Raw genomic sequence first — 16,758 nt, forward strand, 5'->3', positions numbered from 1 at the left:
AATTATGAGCACTCGCAGAGTAGTAGTAACGGGTATTGGGGCTCTTACACCCATTGGCAAAACCGCACCTGATTTCTGGAACGGATTGGTTTCGGGAAAGAATGGTGTGCGCCATGTGGAGCATTTCGATACGTCCGACTTTGCCACTAAATTTGCTGCTCAGATTGAGGATTACGAACCTACTGACTATTTCGATCGCAAAGAAGCCCGGAGGCTGGACAAAGTGGCCCAATACGGGATCATTGCCTCCGACGAAGCGATTGAAGACAGTAAACTTGATCTGGATAAAATTAACAAGGATGAAGTAGCTGTTCTGGTGGGTACCGGAATTGGGGGGATGGAAACCTTCTATAATCAGTCCGTCTCGTTCCACGAACACGGGCCGCGAGGCGTTTCCCCTTTCTTCATTCCGATGCTGATTCCTGATATCGTATCAGGGCAGATTTCCATCCGACATGGATTTAGAGGTCCAAATTTCTGTGCGGTATCTGCATGTGCTACCGGCTCGCATAATATTGGCCTCGCGTATGACGCTATCCGTCACGGGCAGTCGACTTATGCCATCGCCGGAGGTACCGAAGCCCCGGTTACCCGTATTGGGATATCTGGTTTCAACTCCATGAAGGCGATGTCCACGCGTAACGATTCCCCGGAAACAGCTTCCCGTCCGTTCGATAAAGACCGGGACGGCTTTGTGCTGGGTGAAGGCGCTGGTATTTTTGTGCTGGAAGAATTGGAATCAGCCCTGGAACGTGGTGCACGTATTTATGGTGAGATAGCCGGTTACGGTTTTTCTGCCGATGCGTACCATATCACCGCACCCGATCCAGACGGTAACGGCGTGATTTTGGCGATGACCAAAGCCATGGAAGCGGCCGGCATCAAGCCAGAAGATGTAGATCATATCAATATGCATGGAACTTCTACACCATTGGGTGATGTAGCCGAAAGCAATACCATCAAGAAGGTATTTGGAGAGCATGCCGAAAAGATCAATTGCAACTCCACCAAAAGCATGCACGGACATACCCTCGGTGCTGCCGGAGCTATTGAGTCTATTGCGTCCCTGCTTTCAATTTACCATGGCATGGTGCCGCCTACTATCAACCTTGAAAATCAGGATCCTGAATGTGATCTGAATTACACGGCCAATGAAGCAGCAGTGCGTGATGTTGAGTACGCACTGAATAATGCTTTTGGTTTCGGAGGGCACAACTCTACTTTGGTTTTAAAGAAGTACAAAGACTAAGACGTTATGCCCAAATGGTTCAGGTCGCTTTTTAGTAAGCCAAAGCAGAGTACTTCTGAGTTAAGTCCTGAATTAATAAACCGAATAAAGAAAATTGAAGGGATCGTTGGTTTTTCAATCGACGATCCTTCTTTATTTCTAAAAGCCCTGCGACACCGCTCTACCTTGTCGCAGGAGCAGTATGAAACATATGACTCGTACGAACGCCTCGAGTTTCTTGGGGATGCGGTATTGGACCTTATAGCCGCCGAGATTCTTTTCAACAAATATCCCGAAAAAGATGAAGGCTTTCTCACCAAAGTACGGGCAAAGCTGGTACGAGGTGAAACCTTAAGTGGGTTTTCCAGGGCATTGGGTATTGAAGACCTTATGGAGCTGGGAGAACGCAATGGAGGCGGCATATCAAAAAGTATTCTGGCGGATGCCTTTGAGTCTATCATTGCAGCTATTTATATAACCCAGGGCTATGAACATGCTTACGAATTCGTAGATCGTGTGATACGTGAAAACCTGGTATTGAAAGATCTCATCGATACGGTCGATAATTACAAAAGTGCCCTTCTCGAATATGCCCAGGCCAAAAAGATGAGCATTCCCTACTATGAAATGATTGCAGAATACGGCCCCGGTCATAATCGAACCTTCGAGGTGAAAGTGCTAATAGACAAACGGGAGCTGGGAACCGGCAAAGGCAAGAGCAAGAAGAAAGCCGAGCAGAAAGCGGCTAAAGAGGCGCTAAAAATGTTGAAGAAAGAGTGACGTTGGTTCGTAGTTATTTCTAAAGAGGTTATTTCCCATCTAAGTTATTTTTATAACATTTTGTTAAATAAATACTCTTATTTAATACAAGTCAAATGTCCGGGGCATTGATACAATAGTGTGTCGATTTATCTCCCCCATTCACTATAATATTTAGGATTATTAAAAAAGAGGGTTAAGGTATGAAAGAGAATCAATTACTATTCCCGGTTATTGTCAGTACGATAATCCTTGTTCTCCTTACTGGAAGCGGATGTGGATTATTAGGTGGGAAAGATAAAAAAGAGGTCTCGGGAGATCTAATGCCTCTTTCGGTAGGGAATTATTGGGAATATGAATTCACATATATTTGGAAAGACACCCTCCGATATGAAGTGGTAAAAGAAGTTCAAGTACCTTTTGGTGGGGAAAAATACACGGCTTACGCTTTTAACTTGGTTCCTTTTCCCTCTGATGTTCCAGAGTATTATTGGCTGTACCGGAACGGGGAAGCAGGGTTATATCAAATGGGCGGCATAGCCAATACGGATACCCTGTTCACTCAGTATGTGGACAAACCCTGGCCTGCGGAAGAAGGGGAGAATTGGAATATCCCACGATTGGCTTTTTCCAGGGACAGCCTGAAATTTTATGTCTCTGATACGCTCAGTATTACCTTAGTAGATAAAAGCCGGGAGATTGATACCCCGGCAGGAAAATTTGAGTGTTATGTGTATAAATTTACTATCTCAAATGGGGACGATGTACCAAGATGGGATTATTTTATGTACTACAGCTCAGGAGTAGGGTTAATAGCACAAATTGCAACATCAGAAGGCGATCCGGAAAATATTAAAGAAGAAATGTACCTGATGGATTTTCATTTAGAATAATACATATCCAAGTAATGACAATTATGAACCAAAAAAGTCCTGCCGGGCCACCACCGAGTTTGATCCGACACGATAAATAAACCACGGACGGACGAGACGCTAAAAGTACTAATAAAGGGGTAAATAGCATTACCCATTGATCTTACTTATTTCAATCATATTCAATTAGTGAGCTTATACTGATAAGTTCGCAATAGCCAGTATTAGCCATCCTGCTGTAATTGTGCACATCATTTGCTCATTGTTGAGCGGACGCCTGATTATCCAATAAAAAAGCATGGGTATCAGTGCCACAATTATTGAAAAGAGAAGGTGGCCAGCTACACTGATCAACAGGCTCATAAACGCAATGTTTGAAGAAGTGAGCAGGGAAACAACGAAAGTACCTGCAACAAGCAGCAACCACCATAATTTAAAGTGAAAGAAAATCTTCATCATTGCGAACCCGACTTTTTAGTTCCTGCAATTTAGCTTGCTATATCGAACAAGTACCAGCAAATAAGTAAATGGATTTGAAGATTATATTTAGTCTGTGAACTCCATGAGCTCGACGGGAGCCCCATTTACTTCTATAAATGCTACTATAAGTCCTTCGCTGGGGGAGTTAGGTTCAATGAGAATATGCTCACCCTCTAAAGCTTTATCCAAATCGTCAACTTCAAAAGCTACATGTGGCACTGATTGCACCAAGTCAGGATAAGGCGCATCTTTCCAATAGCGTTGCCATTGTATACCATATTTATTGTTGGTATGATCAGAAACGGTCATTTGGAGATGAGGCAGATCAATTTCATTTTCGAAGGAATCTTTAGTGGGGATGCCAATGTGATTGAACTTCATATTTTTGGGAGTAATTTTTTTGGATACACATTTCACCTTCGATAGAAGACATTATAACTATACTAAAAACAATACATTTATCACTACAAATGGTTGTGTGTCAACAAGCAAAACGGAATACGATAGCAATATATCAAAACTTGTTTTTTGCGGGATTAACCCCGATTCTTAGCCCGACAACCACAGGCTTATTTTATGCAAAAACCGATGTTCGTTCAACTTATTAAACCGGAATTCGAGGAGCTCATAGAGGCCAAGGATTGGGTAGCACTCAAAGAGGTGCTCAACGATGTGCCCTCTGCCGATATTGCCGATATGCTGCTGGAATTACCCGGTGATATTGCCGTGGTAGTCTTTCGGTTGCTCAAAAAGCCGATCGCTGCTGATGTTTTTGCCGAAATGCCTTCCTCAAAAGGAGTAGAGTTGTTGGAGCTGTTCAACAAGCAGCAGTTGAGCGATGTGATGGTAAACCTGGAGCCTGACGAACAGGTTTCGATTTTAGAGGAGCTACCAGGGCATCTTACCCAGCGGGTGATGAATTCGATCCGTCCGGAAGATCAGCGACAATTAAAGAAGCTGTTGGGATATCCCGAGGAAAGTGTAGGGCGTTTGATGACGCCCCGTTATGTGAAGGTGAAGTCGGATTGGACCATCTCCCGCAGCATGGCGCACATCCGCAACTTTGGAGAAACGGCCGAGACCATCAACGTGATTTATGTGGTGGATGAAACGGAGCATCTGATTGATGACCTCCGTATTACGCATTTAATTTTAGCCGATCCCGATGACCATATTGAAAGCCTGATGGACCGTTCTTTTGAGGCACTTTCGGTATATGATGACCAGGAGGAGGCGGTGAAAATGCTGGCCAAGTATGACCGTGTGGCCTTGCCGGTAGTTGATTCAGACGGCGTGTTGGTTGGTATTGTAACGGCTGATGATGTGATTGACGTGGCCGAAGAAGAGACCACCGAGGATATGCAGAAAATGGCCGGTATGGAAGTGTTGGATGATTATTACTCCCAGACAACAGTATTTGGCATGGTCAAAAAAAGAGTACGTTGGCTTATTTTACTTTTTGTTGGCCAAATGTTGACGGTAACAGCCATGAGTAGCTACGAATCGGTATTGGCAAGTGCGGTATTATTATCCGTTTTTATTCCTATGATTATTTCAAGCGGCGGTAACTCCGGCTCACAGGCCGCCACTTTGATAATCCGCGCTCTTGCTACCGATGACATCGATTCATCAGATTGGCCAAAAATCCTGAAAAGGGAAGTCATGTCAGGTTTAATGCTAGGCAGCTTGATTGGGATTATTGGGGTTGTTATCACCTTTGCCTGGGGGGTGTTCCAGGGAGAAATGATGGACCAGGCATTGTTTTTAACCTCGCTGACAATAGGCCTGAGTTTGCTGGGAGTTATTTTATTTGGAAATTTAAGCGGGTCAATGCTACCATTTATTTTGACAAAGTTTAATCTTGATCCAGCTGTTACATCAGCTCCTTTTGTTGCAACTTTGGTAGATGTTACAGGAATAATCATTTATTTTTCAATCGCTATCTTATTGCTTAGCGGAACTTTACTTTAAGCATCCTATACTCTCATGAAACAGTATCATCAGCTTGTAAAAAATGTACTTGAAAATGGTGTCCGGAAAGAAAACCGCACCGGGACCGATACCATCTCCAGCTTTTCGGAATTCTATAAGGTGGATTTGTCGGAGGGCTTTCCGCTGTTGACCACCAAAAAAGTGTATTTCAGATCGGTGATTTTGGAACTGTTGTGGTACCTGAGAGGCGAAGACCATATCCGCTGGTTACGGGATGAAAACGATTGCCACATATGGGATGCCTGGGCCGATGAAGATGGTCATGTTGGGCCGATTTATCCAGTGCTTTGGAGACGTTTTCCGTATTTCGAAAAAGAGTCTGTACGTTTTGAAGGAAATGGTTCTGCCCTGGATAAAGAGGTATGGATGCAAAAAGAGTTTGATCAGGTGCAGCGGGCTATCACCATGTTAAAAGAGAACCCTAATAGCCGGCGTATTGTAGTAAGTGCCTGGCACCCGGGATTGTTGGAAGAAATGGCTCTGCCGCCTTGCCATATCATGTATGTGTTTAATGTGAGTGACGGTAAGCTGAACTGTCACCTTACACAGCGTTCCGGTGATATTGCTTTAGGAATTCCCTTTAACCTGGCTTGCTATTCGGCCCTGACGATGGCCATAGCTCAGGAAGTAGGCCTTAAACCCGGTACCTTTGCTCACACCATAGTAGATGCACACATTTACGAGAACCACGTTGAGGGACTAAAAGAACAATTGAAACGAGAGCCTAAGGAGCTTCCTACCTTAAAAATTGCCAACAAACCTGTTGACGAGCTCACTTTTGATGACTTCACCCTTGAAAATTACAATCCAGATCCAGCTATTAAGTTCGAGGTAGCTGTATGATCCTGACCCTGGTTGTAGCTCATGACCCAAACCTGGTAATTGGTAAAGACGGCGGACTTCCCTGGCGATATCCAGAAGACCTCAAACATTTTAAAAAAACCACAACGGGCGGCACTATTATTATGGGGCGCGGAGTGTTTGAGGAACTGAATGAGATTCCTCTTCCTAAACGCCGCAATATTGTGCTCAGCTCCACGCGCAATTATGACAATGTAGATACCTATTCTTCGCTCGAAGAAGCTCTGGGTACCTGCGACAATGAAGAGATCTATATAATTGGAGGAGGGGTGTTATATCGGGAAGCCATTGAAAAAGCCGATAAGCTAATCATTACCGAGATTCACAAAGAGTATGACGGAGACACCTTTTTTCCGGAGTACAGAGATGAGATTGGGAGCACTTGGAAAGAGGTTTCAAGAGAAGACAAAGGAGAGCTTTCTTTTGTTACATATATGCGTTCCTGAGGTTTATGAGCAGGTTTTAATTAAGAAAGATTAACCTGTATTAGCCTCCGCGATTTAATAAGTTTAGTACGTAATAATAAGACAGTTGTAGCAACCTTGAGTCGGTATTATTGTTCCGTCCACAGAGTTAAATAAATCCGCTAAAATCTATTTGTCAGGATATAGCCAGGAAGCGCGTTTAATAAAAAGCCGTAAAGGTGATATCTGTAGCATTGGAGCATATCAGAATGAAAAATAAGAGGACTTTAAAAATCACAAATCTCGTTGAGCAACTTTCCCACGAGCTTAGAACTCCATTGAATGCCATTTTGGGATATTCTGAGTTGCTTAAAAAGGGGGATAACCTGAATGATGAGCAAAAAGCACATTTGGAGAAGATTTCAACAAGTGGCAACCGTCTGGTTGATGTAATTAATGATATTATTGAGATTTCAAATATTGAAGCGGGACAAACAAAGATTACAGAGCAAGCAATTACCTGTTTTGAGTTGACTGACCAATTGAATGAAAAGTTTGCCCCCCTGTTTCGAAGGAAAGAACTTTCGTTTGAGGTATTGACAACTGACCATCCAAAGGCCCATTTTTTATTGGATGTTAAGAAACTCAAAACGATTCTCTATTCACTATTAAACAACGCATTAAAGTTTACCGATAGCGGTTCTGTACAAGTGAATATGGATCTGAGATTAAAAAGTGCTGCAAATTCTAAGTTGGTTATAGAAGTCACCGATACGGGTACAGGGTTGACCAATAAGGAACTTGAGCATATTTTTGAACCTTTTTGGCAGGCAAATGTGGAAGAGCGAGAAGGTACGGGCTTGGGTTTAACTACCGTATGGAAACTGGTAAATGTGCTGGGTGGTACTATCAATGTGAAAAGTAAACACCTGAAAGGATCAACATTTAAAGTAAGCCTGCCTGTAACACCTTTGACTGAAGAAGAAATGAGAGACAGACCTGCCGGGAATATCTTAGAAGAACCAAAGCGATATACGAGAAATATATCATCCCTAAAAGCTTTGATTGTAGATGATATGGCGATCAACAGGACGCTGGCTCGCATTATGCTGCAGATGAACAACTTTTCCACCATTGAGGCATCCAACGGGGTTGAAGCCCTGGATCATTATTTAGTGCATCAACCGGATGTAATACTTATGGATATATCTATGCCGGAGATGGACGGCATTGAGGCGATGGAGAAAATCAGAAGTATAAACGGGGAAGGCCAAAAGACGCCCATTATTGCCATCACTGCCGGCGGTCATAACGGTACACCCAGTGATCTGATGAATTTGGGTTTTTCGGAGTACATTCAAAAACCCTATAAAGAAAAGGAGCTGTTCGACAAGATTAGCTTGTTTCTTCCTTTAAACAGAGAAAACGGTAATGGTACAACTAATGTGACTTATCAGGTGTGATGCTTTTTAAATGAATACAATAATGCTTCACAACAGGCTCGGTAAGCGCAATAATATTTTTTGTTTCTGCAGCTTTGGAAAATTCTACAGCTTGTTCATCTTCTAAAATCCAGATGCTTTCATTTTTATATTTATAAGCCTCCGAATAGCTTCGTTCAAAGCTTAAATAGTGTGATATGGATTGGTCGTCGTCAGGTAGCCTTTTTCTTTTCAATGCCTTGGCCGTCTTTTGCTTCATCTCTTCCTGAAAAGCCTTACCGGGTTTCTTATCCAAAAACGTAGTGCGGAAAAGATCACGGTTTAAAAACCTAAAACATAAATCAGCCAGTATTTTATCGTCAGCATCGGCCCATTGTTTGATGCAAACATATACATCGTAATCATCGAGCCTGGCATAAAGGTCAATCATTTTGGGGCTGATTTGCTTCTTGGCTGAGGGCTGCTCCCTGAGAAAATATTCCAGCGGAGGCGAAGGAAATTGTAAGGACTGGCCTTCATCAATTAGTTTTCTAACACGCTTAAAAATGCTACGTAGCAGAAAATCCGCACTTAATACGGTTTTATGCTGATAGACCTGCATATACATCAACCGCCGGGCAATAATATAGTTCTCAATCGCATAAATGCCTTTTTTTTCAATTACGATGTTGCCCTTAAACACCCGCATGGTTTTTAAAATGCGGTTAATACCCACAGTCCCTTCCGAAACGCCCGTAAAAAAGCTGTCACGACGCAGGTAATCCAGCCGGTCCAAATCCAATTGGGAGGATATAAGCTGGTGCAGGAATTTCTTTTTGTATTGATTGGTAAATATGGAAATAGCGGTATCCAGCTCGCCCTCGAACTCGCGGTTCAGTTCCTTCATGATAGACAGGCTCATCATCTCGTGGTTGAAGTCTTGTATGAGTGAGTGCTCCAGCGTATGGGAGAGCGGTCCGTGGCCTACATCGTGCAGCAAAATGGCCATGAGTGTGCCATCATATTCAGGCTGACTGATTGTGGTGTCTTTTTCCCGAAGATTGTTCAAAACTCTCTGAGCCAGCTCCAAGGCGCCCAAAGCATGTGAAAACCGGGAATGCTCGGCCGCCGGAAATACCAGGTATCCCAAACCCAGCTGACGGATTCTGCGCAATCGCTGTACATAAGGATGATCAATGAGTCGTAGAATTGGTCCCTTGGGAACGGTGATAAATCCGTGTATGGGATCATTAAATATTTTATAGCGCGTGCTTTTATCCATGCCGGCTGTATCGATTTATGAGGAAAGAACGCCGGAAGATATTAAAAATGGATGATATAGTGATATGGTGATTTAGTGATATGGTAGTGATAATGATTTTCAAAAATTCTTCGTAAGGAAGTGCTGTTTATTTGCTCTTACTTTTGAATAATAAATCAAAAAATATCTATGCAAAAATATGAAGAATGGGTAGAAGTAGTACCAAATGAGATAAGAAGTGATATTATCTGGAAAATAGAGGCTTATAAGTTTGCACTCTATTTGTATGATATTTGTTGGAATGATTCTGAGAAAATAATGGCAATTAGGAGATTCAGTTTAGCAGATCAGCTTTACCGTTCTGTCGGTTCCATAAGTGCAAATATAGCAGAAGGTTATTCCAGGATTTCAGATAAGGAAAAAGCGCGATTCTGCGAAATTGCATTAGGCTCAACCAGAGAAGCAAGGGACTGGTATTTTAAAAGCAGGCATATACTTGGCAATAGTGTGGTTCAAAAAAGGATAAGTATGCTTACTTCAATAGCAAAGTTACTTCAGACTATGATTGTGGGGCATAGAGCCAGAAATCACTAAATCAACATATTACTATATCACCACACTAATCAATCAACATCTCCTCCAGGTTTTTGATATCAGGCAACCGTGTAGGGCGCTGATTTTTCATATCAAACCATACGCCTGTTGTTTCGGCGACGCCCAGTAAGTCTTTGCTTTCTTTGTGATATAATCCCTGTTTTGCTGTGATGCTAGTATTGCCCACTTCACCGATGCCTGTGCCCACTAAAACCGTAGCAGGATATTTGATTTGTTTCAGGTATTCGATAGTAGATTTGACCAGCACAAAGGTTTTTCCATCGGTGAATTCACTTTGCATTTGCCCAACTTCGGCCAGGAACTTAATCCGGGCTTCTTCCAGGTAGGTGTTGAAAAGGGCATTGTTTACGTGATTGAGCGGATCCAGATCCCGGAAGCGTACGGGAATTTCGGTCCAGTGAAAGAAAAAGTCGGGGTCGTATTCGGGTCTAAACATCTGCGGTAATTATTTTTACCTGAAGATGCGGGAGTTAGTGGCAAATGACAAGCCGAGAAGAATATTGAACAAGGAAAAGTGAATATCGAATATTGATCGGATTTGTTCCCTTTCCGCTGCGTAATGCTTTTTGCCTGAAGCACCGGGTCCGTTTATCACTCCAATTCTTTAATGCGGATGTTACGGAATTCCACACCCTGTCCTTCGGCCTGTAAAGCAATGTACCCCTCCGTAAGCGGAGTACCATCTACTTTGAGCTGCGGATCAAAGCCGTCAACCACGCCGCCCCCAATCTGTGGTTTGGTATATTCCAGTACCTTTTCTCCATTAATTTTGTGGATTACCAGCGAATCACCGTAAACAATCAGGTCGGCTTCTACCCATTCATCCAACTTATGGGTAGCTGAAGAGGACTCAATACAATGCCGGGGATCCAATGCTCCATCATAAAAGACATCCGTACCGGGAGAACACATATTGCCGGTAGGACGCGGTTCCCCTTCCTCTGCCTCCGCAAGCATTTGAAATTCTACCGAAATGGGCCAGTTTTGATCTTTAAGGATAGTCTGCGGGTCTTGGCTATGAAACATGACCCCGCTGTTACGAAAGGCATAACTTGGCGCATCTTCCATCCACTGATCAGTAAACCGGTATTCAAATTTAAGGTGATAGGACGAGAAAGATTCATCGTAGAAAATATGGCCAAATCGTTCGCCAAAAGTATCATAATCATCATAATTTACCTGAATAATCCCGTCTACTACCCGAAAGGTATTGGCATAATTATCACCGGTTTCATGATGGTGAATTTTTACGGTCCAGTTGTCCAGGTTCTTCCCGTTAAAAAGAGATCGCCACTCATCCGGCTTTTCCTGTTGGGAACATGAGATACCAAAAATGAGCGCAGGCAATAAAAGCAGGAAAATCTTTTTCAATAAGGTCATAGTGGAATGTACGGGTTAGTGTCATGTGAAGTCTAAAATGTTGGGTTAAGACCTGTCAGGTTTGATAAAAACTTGTTTTGAACGTATGAAAAAGCCATAAAACCTGACAGGTCTGCGAACACAATATATTAGATATATAATTTGGTCTTCAGGGGGGGGAATAATGGTAGAACTTCCCGAGAACTCATACAAATAAAAGGTTCGGGATAATTTCTGCCTGAATTTTCCTCGTTCCCAACGTCCCGTTGGGAATGCCTGCCTGAACCTCCGGTTCTAAGATAGTTGATATAGAATAGCTGATATAAAATTGATAACACCATAAAGGTTATGGACGATATATCGTTATGAAACAGGGTTTAAAAGATTTGGTGGATTACCGGGATTAGGTGTTTGTTGTCGATACGAACGTCGTGTTGTAAGGCAAATACTGATCTCAGAGTCTGGATGGTAGCTGAGATTGCAATTGTCGTGGCTGGTATACGCAGGACTCGTAATGAGTAAAATGCAGGGTAAAACCCTTATCTATTTCCCCAAACCCCGAGCTTATTTTTGTATATTTAGCCCTCTAATAATCAACCCAAAAAATACATTTATGGCCAAGCAGAACGAGCGCGATTTTTTAGAAGAATTACTCATCACCCCAAGCCCGACCGGATATGAAAAAGAGGGCGTGAAAGTCTGGAAAAAGTATGTGGAACAGTTTGCCGATGAGGTGGTAACCGATGCTTACGGCTCTGCGGCAGCCAAGATCAACATGAGTGGCGATGTGGCTACGGTGATGCTGGAAGCACATTGTGATGAGATCGGGATGGTGGTACAGCACATCACTGAACAAGGTTTTATTTATATCAACAAACTGGGTGGAAGTGACTCAACTATTGCCCGTGCCAAAAAGGTATTCATTCATAACAAACGTGGTCGTGTGGTAGGAGTGACGGGCAACACGGCCATCCACCTGCAAGACAAGAAGAATGGCGGAGGAAAGGAACCAGCCTGGAAGGATATTTACGTAGATATCGGGGTTTCTTCTAAAGAAGAAGCACTGGAATTGGTGCAGATTGGAGACCCTATCACCTATGCTACCGATACGGAATTTTTGAATGACGATATGCTTTCTGCTCGTGCACTGGATAACCGAATTGGCGGGTATGTGATTGCCGAAGCCATGCGAAAAATTCGCGAGCGAAAGAAAGATTTAAAAGTAAATGTGATTGCCCTCAATTCCGTACAGGAGGAAGTAGGCGGTTTTGGTGCCCGCATGATGAGTTATCGTTTTATGCCGGATGTGGCCTTAGTTACGGATGTAACCCACGCCACCGATACGCCGGGCATCGATCAAAAAGAACATGGAACTGTGGAGTTAGGCAAAGGTCCTACGGTACAACATGGCGGAGCTAATCATCCCAAAGTGGTGGAGTTCATCGAAGAAGTGTGTAAGAATAACGAAATCGAGATCCAGCACGAGGCCACCAGCGTACGTACCGGTACCGATACCGACAGTATCTTTTACCAGCAGACCGGAATTCCAAGCGCACTGCTTTCAACACCGCTGCGCTATATGCACTCGCCGGTGGAAATCGTTTCTCTAAAGGATGTGAATACACTAATTGACATCATGGTGGAATCGGTGATGGCGATGCGTCCCGATCAAACATTTGGAGTGTTTGAGGACTAATCTGAAAAGAAAATAGTTCCAAAAAAAAGCCCGCAGTGTTGAAGCTGCGGGCTTTTCTAATTTTATGGAAAGAATTAAAATTTATTCGGTATAACTTGGAGGTAACAATACACTGTCAATGATATGAACGACTCCATTTGTGCCTTGCAGGTCTACCTCATTTACACCGGCTGAACCGTTAATGACTACTTCAGCGCCAGATAAGGTTATTGTGATGTTTTCTCCCTGTACGGTGGGTAATTCCGTCAGATCATTTGAGGCAATTTCGGTTGAAAGGGCTTCAACGGTAGCTACGTGATACGTCAGAACTTCACGCACTTGTTCCGCTGATAATCCCTCAAGCGTGGAGCTCACTTCTTCAAAAGCTTCATTGGTAGGGGCAAACACGGTAAATGGTCCATCACCTTGCAAGGTTTCCACCAGTCCGGCTTCTGCTACCAAAGATACCAAGGTGCTGAGCTCATAATTTTTTGATGCGATCTCAACAATGTTCTGGAACTCGTTAGGCAATATCACACCATCAATAGCATGTATAATACCATTAGAGGCTTCGATATTTGGATTTATCACTTCTGCAGTATTATTCACCATTACTTCACCTTCGCTGGATACCGTTACATAAATGGTTTCTTCAGTAAGCGTTTGCACGGCTTGGGAAGACTCAAGATCACCGGCCGCAATTTCTCCTGCCAGCACATGATATTGAAGTACTTGTGCAAGCTGCTCATTGGTTAAACTTTCGAGCAGTCCGCTGGGTAAAGCATTGAAGGCATCGTTGGTAGGGGCAAAGACGGTAAACGGCCCCGGACCACTTAATGCGGCGTCAAGTTCGGTATCGTAAAGTGCTTCTACTAAGATGGTGAAATTATCACTTTCCTGGGCGGTCTCCACCACGGTTAAGCCTGAATCAGATCCGGCACCATTATCATCACAAGCCGTAAATGTAAAGGCAGAAATGAGTAATAAAGTTAGTACAGAAAATAATTTTGATGTTTTTAGGTATTTCATAGGTCTCTCGTTTTTGAAAATGAATAGTTGACTACTCAAAAAATTGGACGGCAAATAAGTTCCTGCTCACAATGACTGCACTAAATTTTTACAATGAGTCTAAATCATTAGTGATTCTATTTTCCAGAAAAACAGTTTTAGATTTTTAGAATTACACCGATAAATCCAGTAAACAATTATTCATTAAAAATATCAGTGAGATGTTGTACTTGTCATTTACTATATCAGGAAGTAAATACGCAGTACCTGTTAGTTTCATAGAGGAGACCATTCAATCAACAGCCATTACCCGCATTCCAAAAATGCCAAACCACGTATTAGGGGTGATGAATTTGCGTGGAAAAATAGTTCCGGTTTATGATACCCGTTTACGGATGGGGGTAAAATCGAATTATGAAATCCGGCAGGAATTAAAGGAACTTTTAAAAGCCCGGGAACAGGAACATATCAATTGGTTGAAAACGCTCGAGAATGAAGTGGAGCAGGAGAAGAAAATTTCTGTACAGCGAGATCCTGCTTTGTGTAATTTCGGAAAGTGGTATAAGCCTTATTTAAACAATTTGATCGAGAGGCAGAAGCAACAAGGCAATGTTGACAATGTATTCCTGGGAATTCTTAAGCAGTTTGATGAACCGCACCGGGAAATTCACGGCCTGGCGGATAAGGCAGATACATTAATGAGAAAGGGAAACACTGAAGCTGCAAAAAAGCTAATAAGTCATGCTCGCGATACCACATTAAAACAAATGCTGGACTTGTTTAACCGGTTCTATGAAGCTATTGATGAACAGCAGCGCAGAGATGTAATTGTTGTCGTCAAGAAAGGTGATTTTCAGTTTGGCATTACGGTAGATGCCATTAATACCACAGTAGAAATTGATGAGCTACAGGAACTGAGCCGTGAAAATGAGGTGGTTGAAGCCATCTGTATGACGAAGGATCAGCCTATTCAAATTCTTAACCTGGAATCTTTTTGGGTGAACAATGCGGATGATCAGGCTGCATAGATATGAAATACTTCAAAAAATCAAAGACTTATAAGACATTCTCTACCAAAAAAAAATAAAACCGGTTTTGAGGCTGATTTCAATACAGGTTAAGCTTAAAAGCCATCAGTGTCGAGGTGAATACTTATTGAAAGGTTTAAATTTTAATAATTAAAATTAGCTATCATGAAATCATTACTCAAAACAGCCGCTTTCTTAGTTTTTCTAATTAGCATTATAGGATGTGATGATGACTTATCAAAAGTAGAAGAAACCAAAATCATTCAAGAAGTTCAGTCATTTGATTTGGATTCTCTGTTGTTAACCACTTTGGAACCACATTTCGATTCTTTAAAAAAGAAAGTACTTTTGCGCCTTGAAGCCAAAATCAACGAACCCGCACCTAAAGGTCTGGGTGAAGGATCAGCGCTACCTTTCACTAAATGGGAAGGTATTCCCGATCATGTTAAAACATGGGAGGAATTCGATAAATACACCTATGAACGACGAAAAGAAAACTTCCTTAACGAAATTGAACGCCAAGGTGGATTCAAGAATGCCAGCCCTGGTTTAATTAAAGCATACAAACGATTTATCGGAAACGATAATCCCTCAAATTGATAAATTGGTCCAGTTGATTTCTTTTATTAAACTCTCTGTAAATTGTGCCAATTTTATAGATCAACTTGATGCAGCCTTCTCTATGCGGTTTATTAAAGCAGCATAGTAGGCAGGGAAATCATCCTTAAAAGCTTCGATGGGTTCAATAAAAACAGCCTGATAACTTTCCAGGTCTGCCTGACGAAAACGATCGTACAACTCCCGCGACAACAACTCCAAATTGCCCCGGTAGTTGATTACATTTTTTGAAGCCGGGGATTCATCACCATCCTGCAATAAGTATAAGTTCTCAGGTTTTCTGACGGTGATTTTGTCATAGAAAACCGAAGCCTTTGGTTTGTAATGTGAATATTTCTGTCCGGGACTTTTCGGAGCTTCTTCTTTTTTGTTTTGGGGTGAACCGAATTTGATGCCAATACCCAGAACTTGGCTAATTTCTTCTGCCCCGATTTTACCAGGACGAAGAATGGCCGGTACTTCCGAAGTCAGATCCAGCACGGTGGATTCCAATCCCACCTCGGTAGGGCCGCCATCAATTACGGGGAAATCTTTGCCAAAATCTTCATGAACATGTTCAGCTTTCGTAGGACTGGGCCGACCTGAAGTATTCGCACTGGGAGCAACCAAGGGCCCAGCTTTTCCAATAAACTCCAACGCCAATCCATGATTAGGCATTCGAAGTGCTACGGTATCCAGGCCAGCTGTAATGAGATCCAAAACTTCCGACTTTTTATTTAAAACCAGGGTAAGCGGTCCGGGCCAAAAAGCATCCATCAATTTTTGAGCATTTTGGGAGATATGAGCAGCAAATTGCTCAAGCTGTCTCTCATCTGAGATGTGAACAATCAGCGGGTTGTCAGAAGGACGGCCTTTGGTTTCAAATACTTTGCGTATGGCTGAAGGATTCCAGGCATCGGCTCCTAAACCATATACCGTCTCCGTCGGGAAGGCCACTACTTCGCCAGATTGTATGAGCTGAATGTATGGTTTCAGGTTGTTCTTCATTGTTGAGTAGTTATAAAGGAAAAATTTTTTCCAAGAGAAGGTGATGTCCGAAACGGGTAGCAAACCACCACTGTGGTCATTGCTACATCTCACATCCCCCTGTCCCGAATTGTCGGGGGCAAGCTCATTTACGGTCCCTCTTCAAAGAGGGATTTTGCTTAGTCCGAATTTTTAATCATTTCCAAATTCT

The 16,758-nt window shown here is 42.7% G+C and carries 17 protein-coding genes; 11 read left to right on the forward strand and 6 right to left on the reverse strand.

Annotation, left to right across the window (positions count from 1 at the left end):
• The first annotated feature begins 4 nt into the window (after positions 1–4).
• From fabF to FN815_RS11275, 3 genes are all read left to right on the forward strand, one after another.
• Positions 5–1,249, forward strand: coding sequence for a beta-ketoacyl-ACP synthase II (fabF, locus tag FN815_RS11265; RefSeq protein ID WP_142454735.1), 1,245 nt, complete (start codon positions 5–7; stop codon positions 1,247–1,249).
• 6 nt (positions 1,250–1,255) lie between these two features.
• Positions 1,256–2,008 carry a ribonuclease III gene (gene rnc, locus FN815_RS11270; protein WP_142454736.1) on the forward strand — a complete coding sequence of 251 codons (753 nt, stop codon included), beginning with the start codon at positions 1,256–1,258 and terminating at the stop codon, positions 2,006–2,008.
• Between the two features lie 182 nt (positions 2,009–2,190).
• Complete coding sequence (locus tag FN815_RS11275; protein ID WP_142454737.1) at positions 2,191–2,880, forward strand: hypothetical protein; 690 nt, start codon at positions 2,191–2,193, stop codon at positions 2,878–2,880.
• Between the two features lie 525 nt (positions 2,881–3,405).
• Here the strand turns inward: FN815_RS11275 and FN815_RS11280 are convergent.
• Complete coding sequence (locus FN815_RS11280; RefSeq protein ID WP_142454738.1) at positions 3,406–3,720, reverse strand: VOC family protein; 315 nt, start codon at positions 3,718–3,720, stop codon at positions 3,406–3,408.
• A gap of 207 nt (positions 3,721–3,927) precedes the next feature.
• On the opposite strand from FN815_RS11280, the gene mgtE reads away from it, so the two are divergent.
• The 4 genes from mgtE (at position 3,928) to FN815_RS11300 (ending at position 8,059) form a co-directional block, all read left to right on the forward strand.
• A complete protein-coding gene (gene mgtE, locus FN815_RS11285; RefSeq protein ID WP_142454820.1) occupies positions 3,928–5,310 on the forward strand; it encodes a magnesium transporter in 1,383 nt (460 codons plus the stop codon).
• Between the two features lie 15 nt (positions 5,311–5,325).
• On the forward strand, positions 5,326–6,174 hold the full coding sequence (locus FN815_RS11290; protein ID WP_142454739.1) for a thymidylate synthase: 849 nt from the start codon (positions 5,326–5,328) through the stop codon (positions 6,172–6,174).
• The gene (locus FN815_RS11295; RefSeq protein ID WP_142454740.1) at positions 6,171–6,638 is read left to right on the forward strand and encodes a dihydrofolate reductase; all 468 of its coding nucleotides are present in this window, start codon (positions 6,171–6,173) and stop codon (positions 6,636–6,638) included. Before FN815_RS11290 ends, FN815_RS11295 begins: the two co-directional genes overlap by 4 nt.
• Positions 6,639–6,865: 227 nt before the next feature.
• Positions 6,866–8,059 carry an ATP-binding response regulator gene (locus tag FN815_RS11300; protein ID WP_142454741.1) on the forward strand — a complete coding sequence of 398 codons (1,194 nt, stop codon included), beginning with the start codon at positions 6,866–6,868 and terminating at the stop codon, positions 8,057–8,059.
• Here FN815_RS11300 and FN815_RS11305 read toward each other — a convergent pair.
• Positions 8,037–9,299: an HD domain-containing protein gene (locus FN815_RS11305; protein ID WP_142454742.1), complete on the reverse strand. Its 1,263-nt coding sequence runs from the start codon at positions 9,297–9,299 to the stop codon at positions 8,037–8,039. The two genes, FN815_RS11300 and FN815_RS11305, sit on opposite strands and share 23 nt — an antisense overlap.
• Before the next feature lie 168 nt (positions 9,300–9,467).
• Between FN815_RS11305 and FN815_RS11310 the strand changes: the two genes are divergently transcribed.
• Positions 9,468–9,872: a four helix bundle protein gene (locus tag FN815_RS11310; RefSeq protein WP_142454743.1), complete on the forward strand. Its 405-nt coding sequence runs from the start codon at positions 9,468–9,470 to the stop codon at positions 9,870–9,872.
• A gap of 25 nt (positions 9,873–9,897) precedes the next feature.
• Here FN815_RS11310 and FN815_RS11315 read toward each other — a convergent pair whose 3' ends face one another.
• On the reverse strand, positions 9,898–10,329 hold the full coding sequence (locus FN815_RS11315; protein ID WP_142454744.1) for an acyl-CoA thioesterase: 432 nt from the start codon (positions 10,327–10,329) through the stop codon (positions 9,898–9,900).
• 155 nt (positions 10,330–10,484) lie between these two features.
• On the reverse strand, positions 10,485–11,273 hold the full coding sequence (locus tag FN815_RS11320; protein WP_142454745.1) for a 3-keto-disaccharide hydrolase: 789 nt from the start codon (positions 11,271–11,273) through the stop codon (positions 10,485–10,487).
• 592 nt (positions 11,274–11,865) lie between these two features.
• Here FN815_RS11320 and FN815_RS11325 point away from each other — a divergent pair.
• Positions 11,866–12,948, forward strand: a complete 1,083-nt coding sequence (locus FN815_RS11325; RefSeq protein ID WP_142454746.1) for a M20/M25/M40 family metallo-hydrolase — start codon at positions 11,866–11,868, stop codon at positions 12,946–12,948.
• 81 nt (positions 12,949–13,029) lie between these two features.
• Here the strand turns inward: FN815_RS11325 and FN815_RS11330 are convergent, their stop codons facing one another.
• On the reverse strand, positions 13,030–13,956 hold the full coding sequence (locus tag FN815_RS11330) for a fasciclin domain-containing protein (protein WP_142454747.1): 927 nt from the start codon (positions 13,954–13,956) through the stop codon (positions 13,030–13,032).
• A gap of 200 nt (positions 13,957–14,156) precedes the next feature.
• On the opposite strand from FN815_RS11330, the gene FN815_RS11335 reads away from it, so the two are divergent.
• Both FN815_RS11335 and FN815_RS11340 read left to right on the forward strand, forming a co-directional pair.
• The gene (locus tag FN815_RS11335) at positions 14,157–14,963 is read left to right on the forward strand and encodes a chemotaxis protein CheW (protein WP_142454748.1); all 807 of its coding nucleotides are present in this window, start codon (positions 14,157–14,159) and stop codon (positions 14,961–14,963) included.
• A gap of 165 nt (positions 14,964–15,128) precedes the next feature.
• A complete protein-coding gene (locus FN815_RS11340; RefSeq protein WP_142454749.1) occupies positions 15,129–15,563 on the forward strand; it encodes a hypothetical protein in 435 nt (144 codons plus the stop codon).
• Between the two features lie 60 nt (positions 15,564–15,623).
• Here FN815_RS11340 and FN815_RS11345 read toward each other — a convergent pair whose 3' ends face one another.
• Positions 15,624–16,568, reverse strand: coding sequence for an L-threonylcarbamoyladenylate synthase (locus tag FN815_RS11345; RefSeq protein WP_142454750.1), 945 nt, complete (start codon positions 16,566–16,568; stop codon positions 15,624–15,626).
• Positions 16,569–16,758: the final 190 nt, after the last annotated feature.

Origin of the sequence: Gracilimonas mengyeensis, from assembly GCF_900182705.1 — a bacterium.
Taxonomy (GTDB): domain Bacteria; phylum Bacteroidota; class Rhodothermia; order Balneolales; family Balneolaceae; genus Gracilimonas; species Gracilimonas mengyeensis.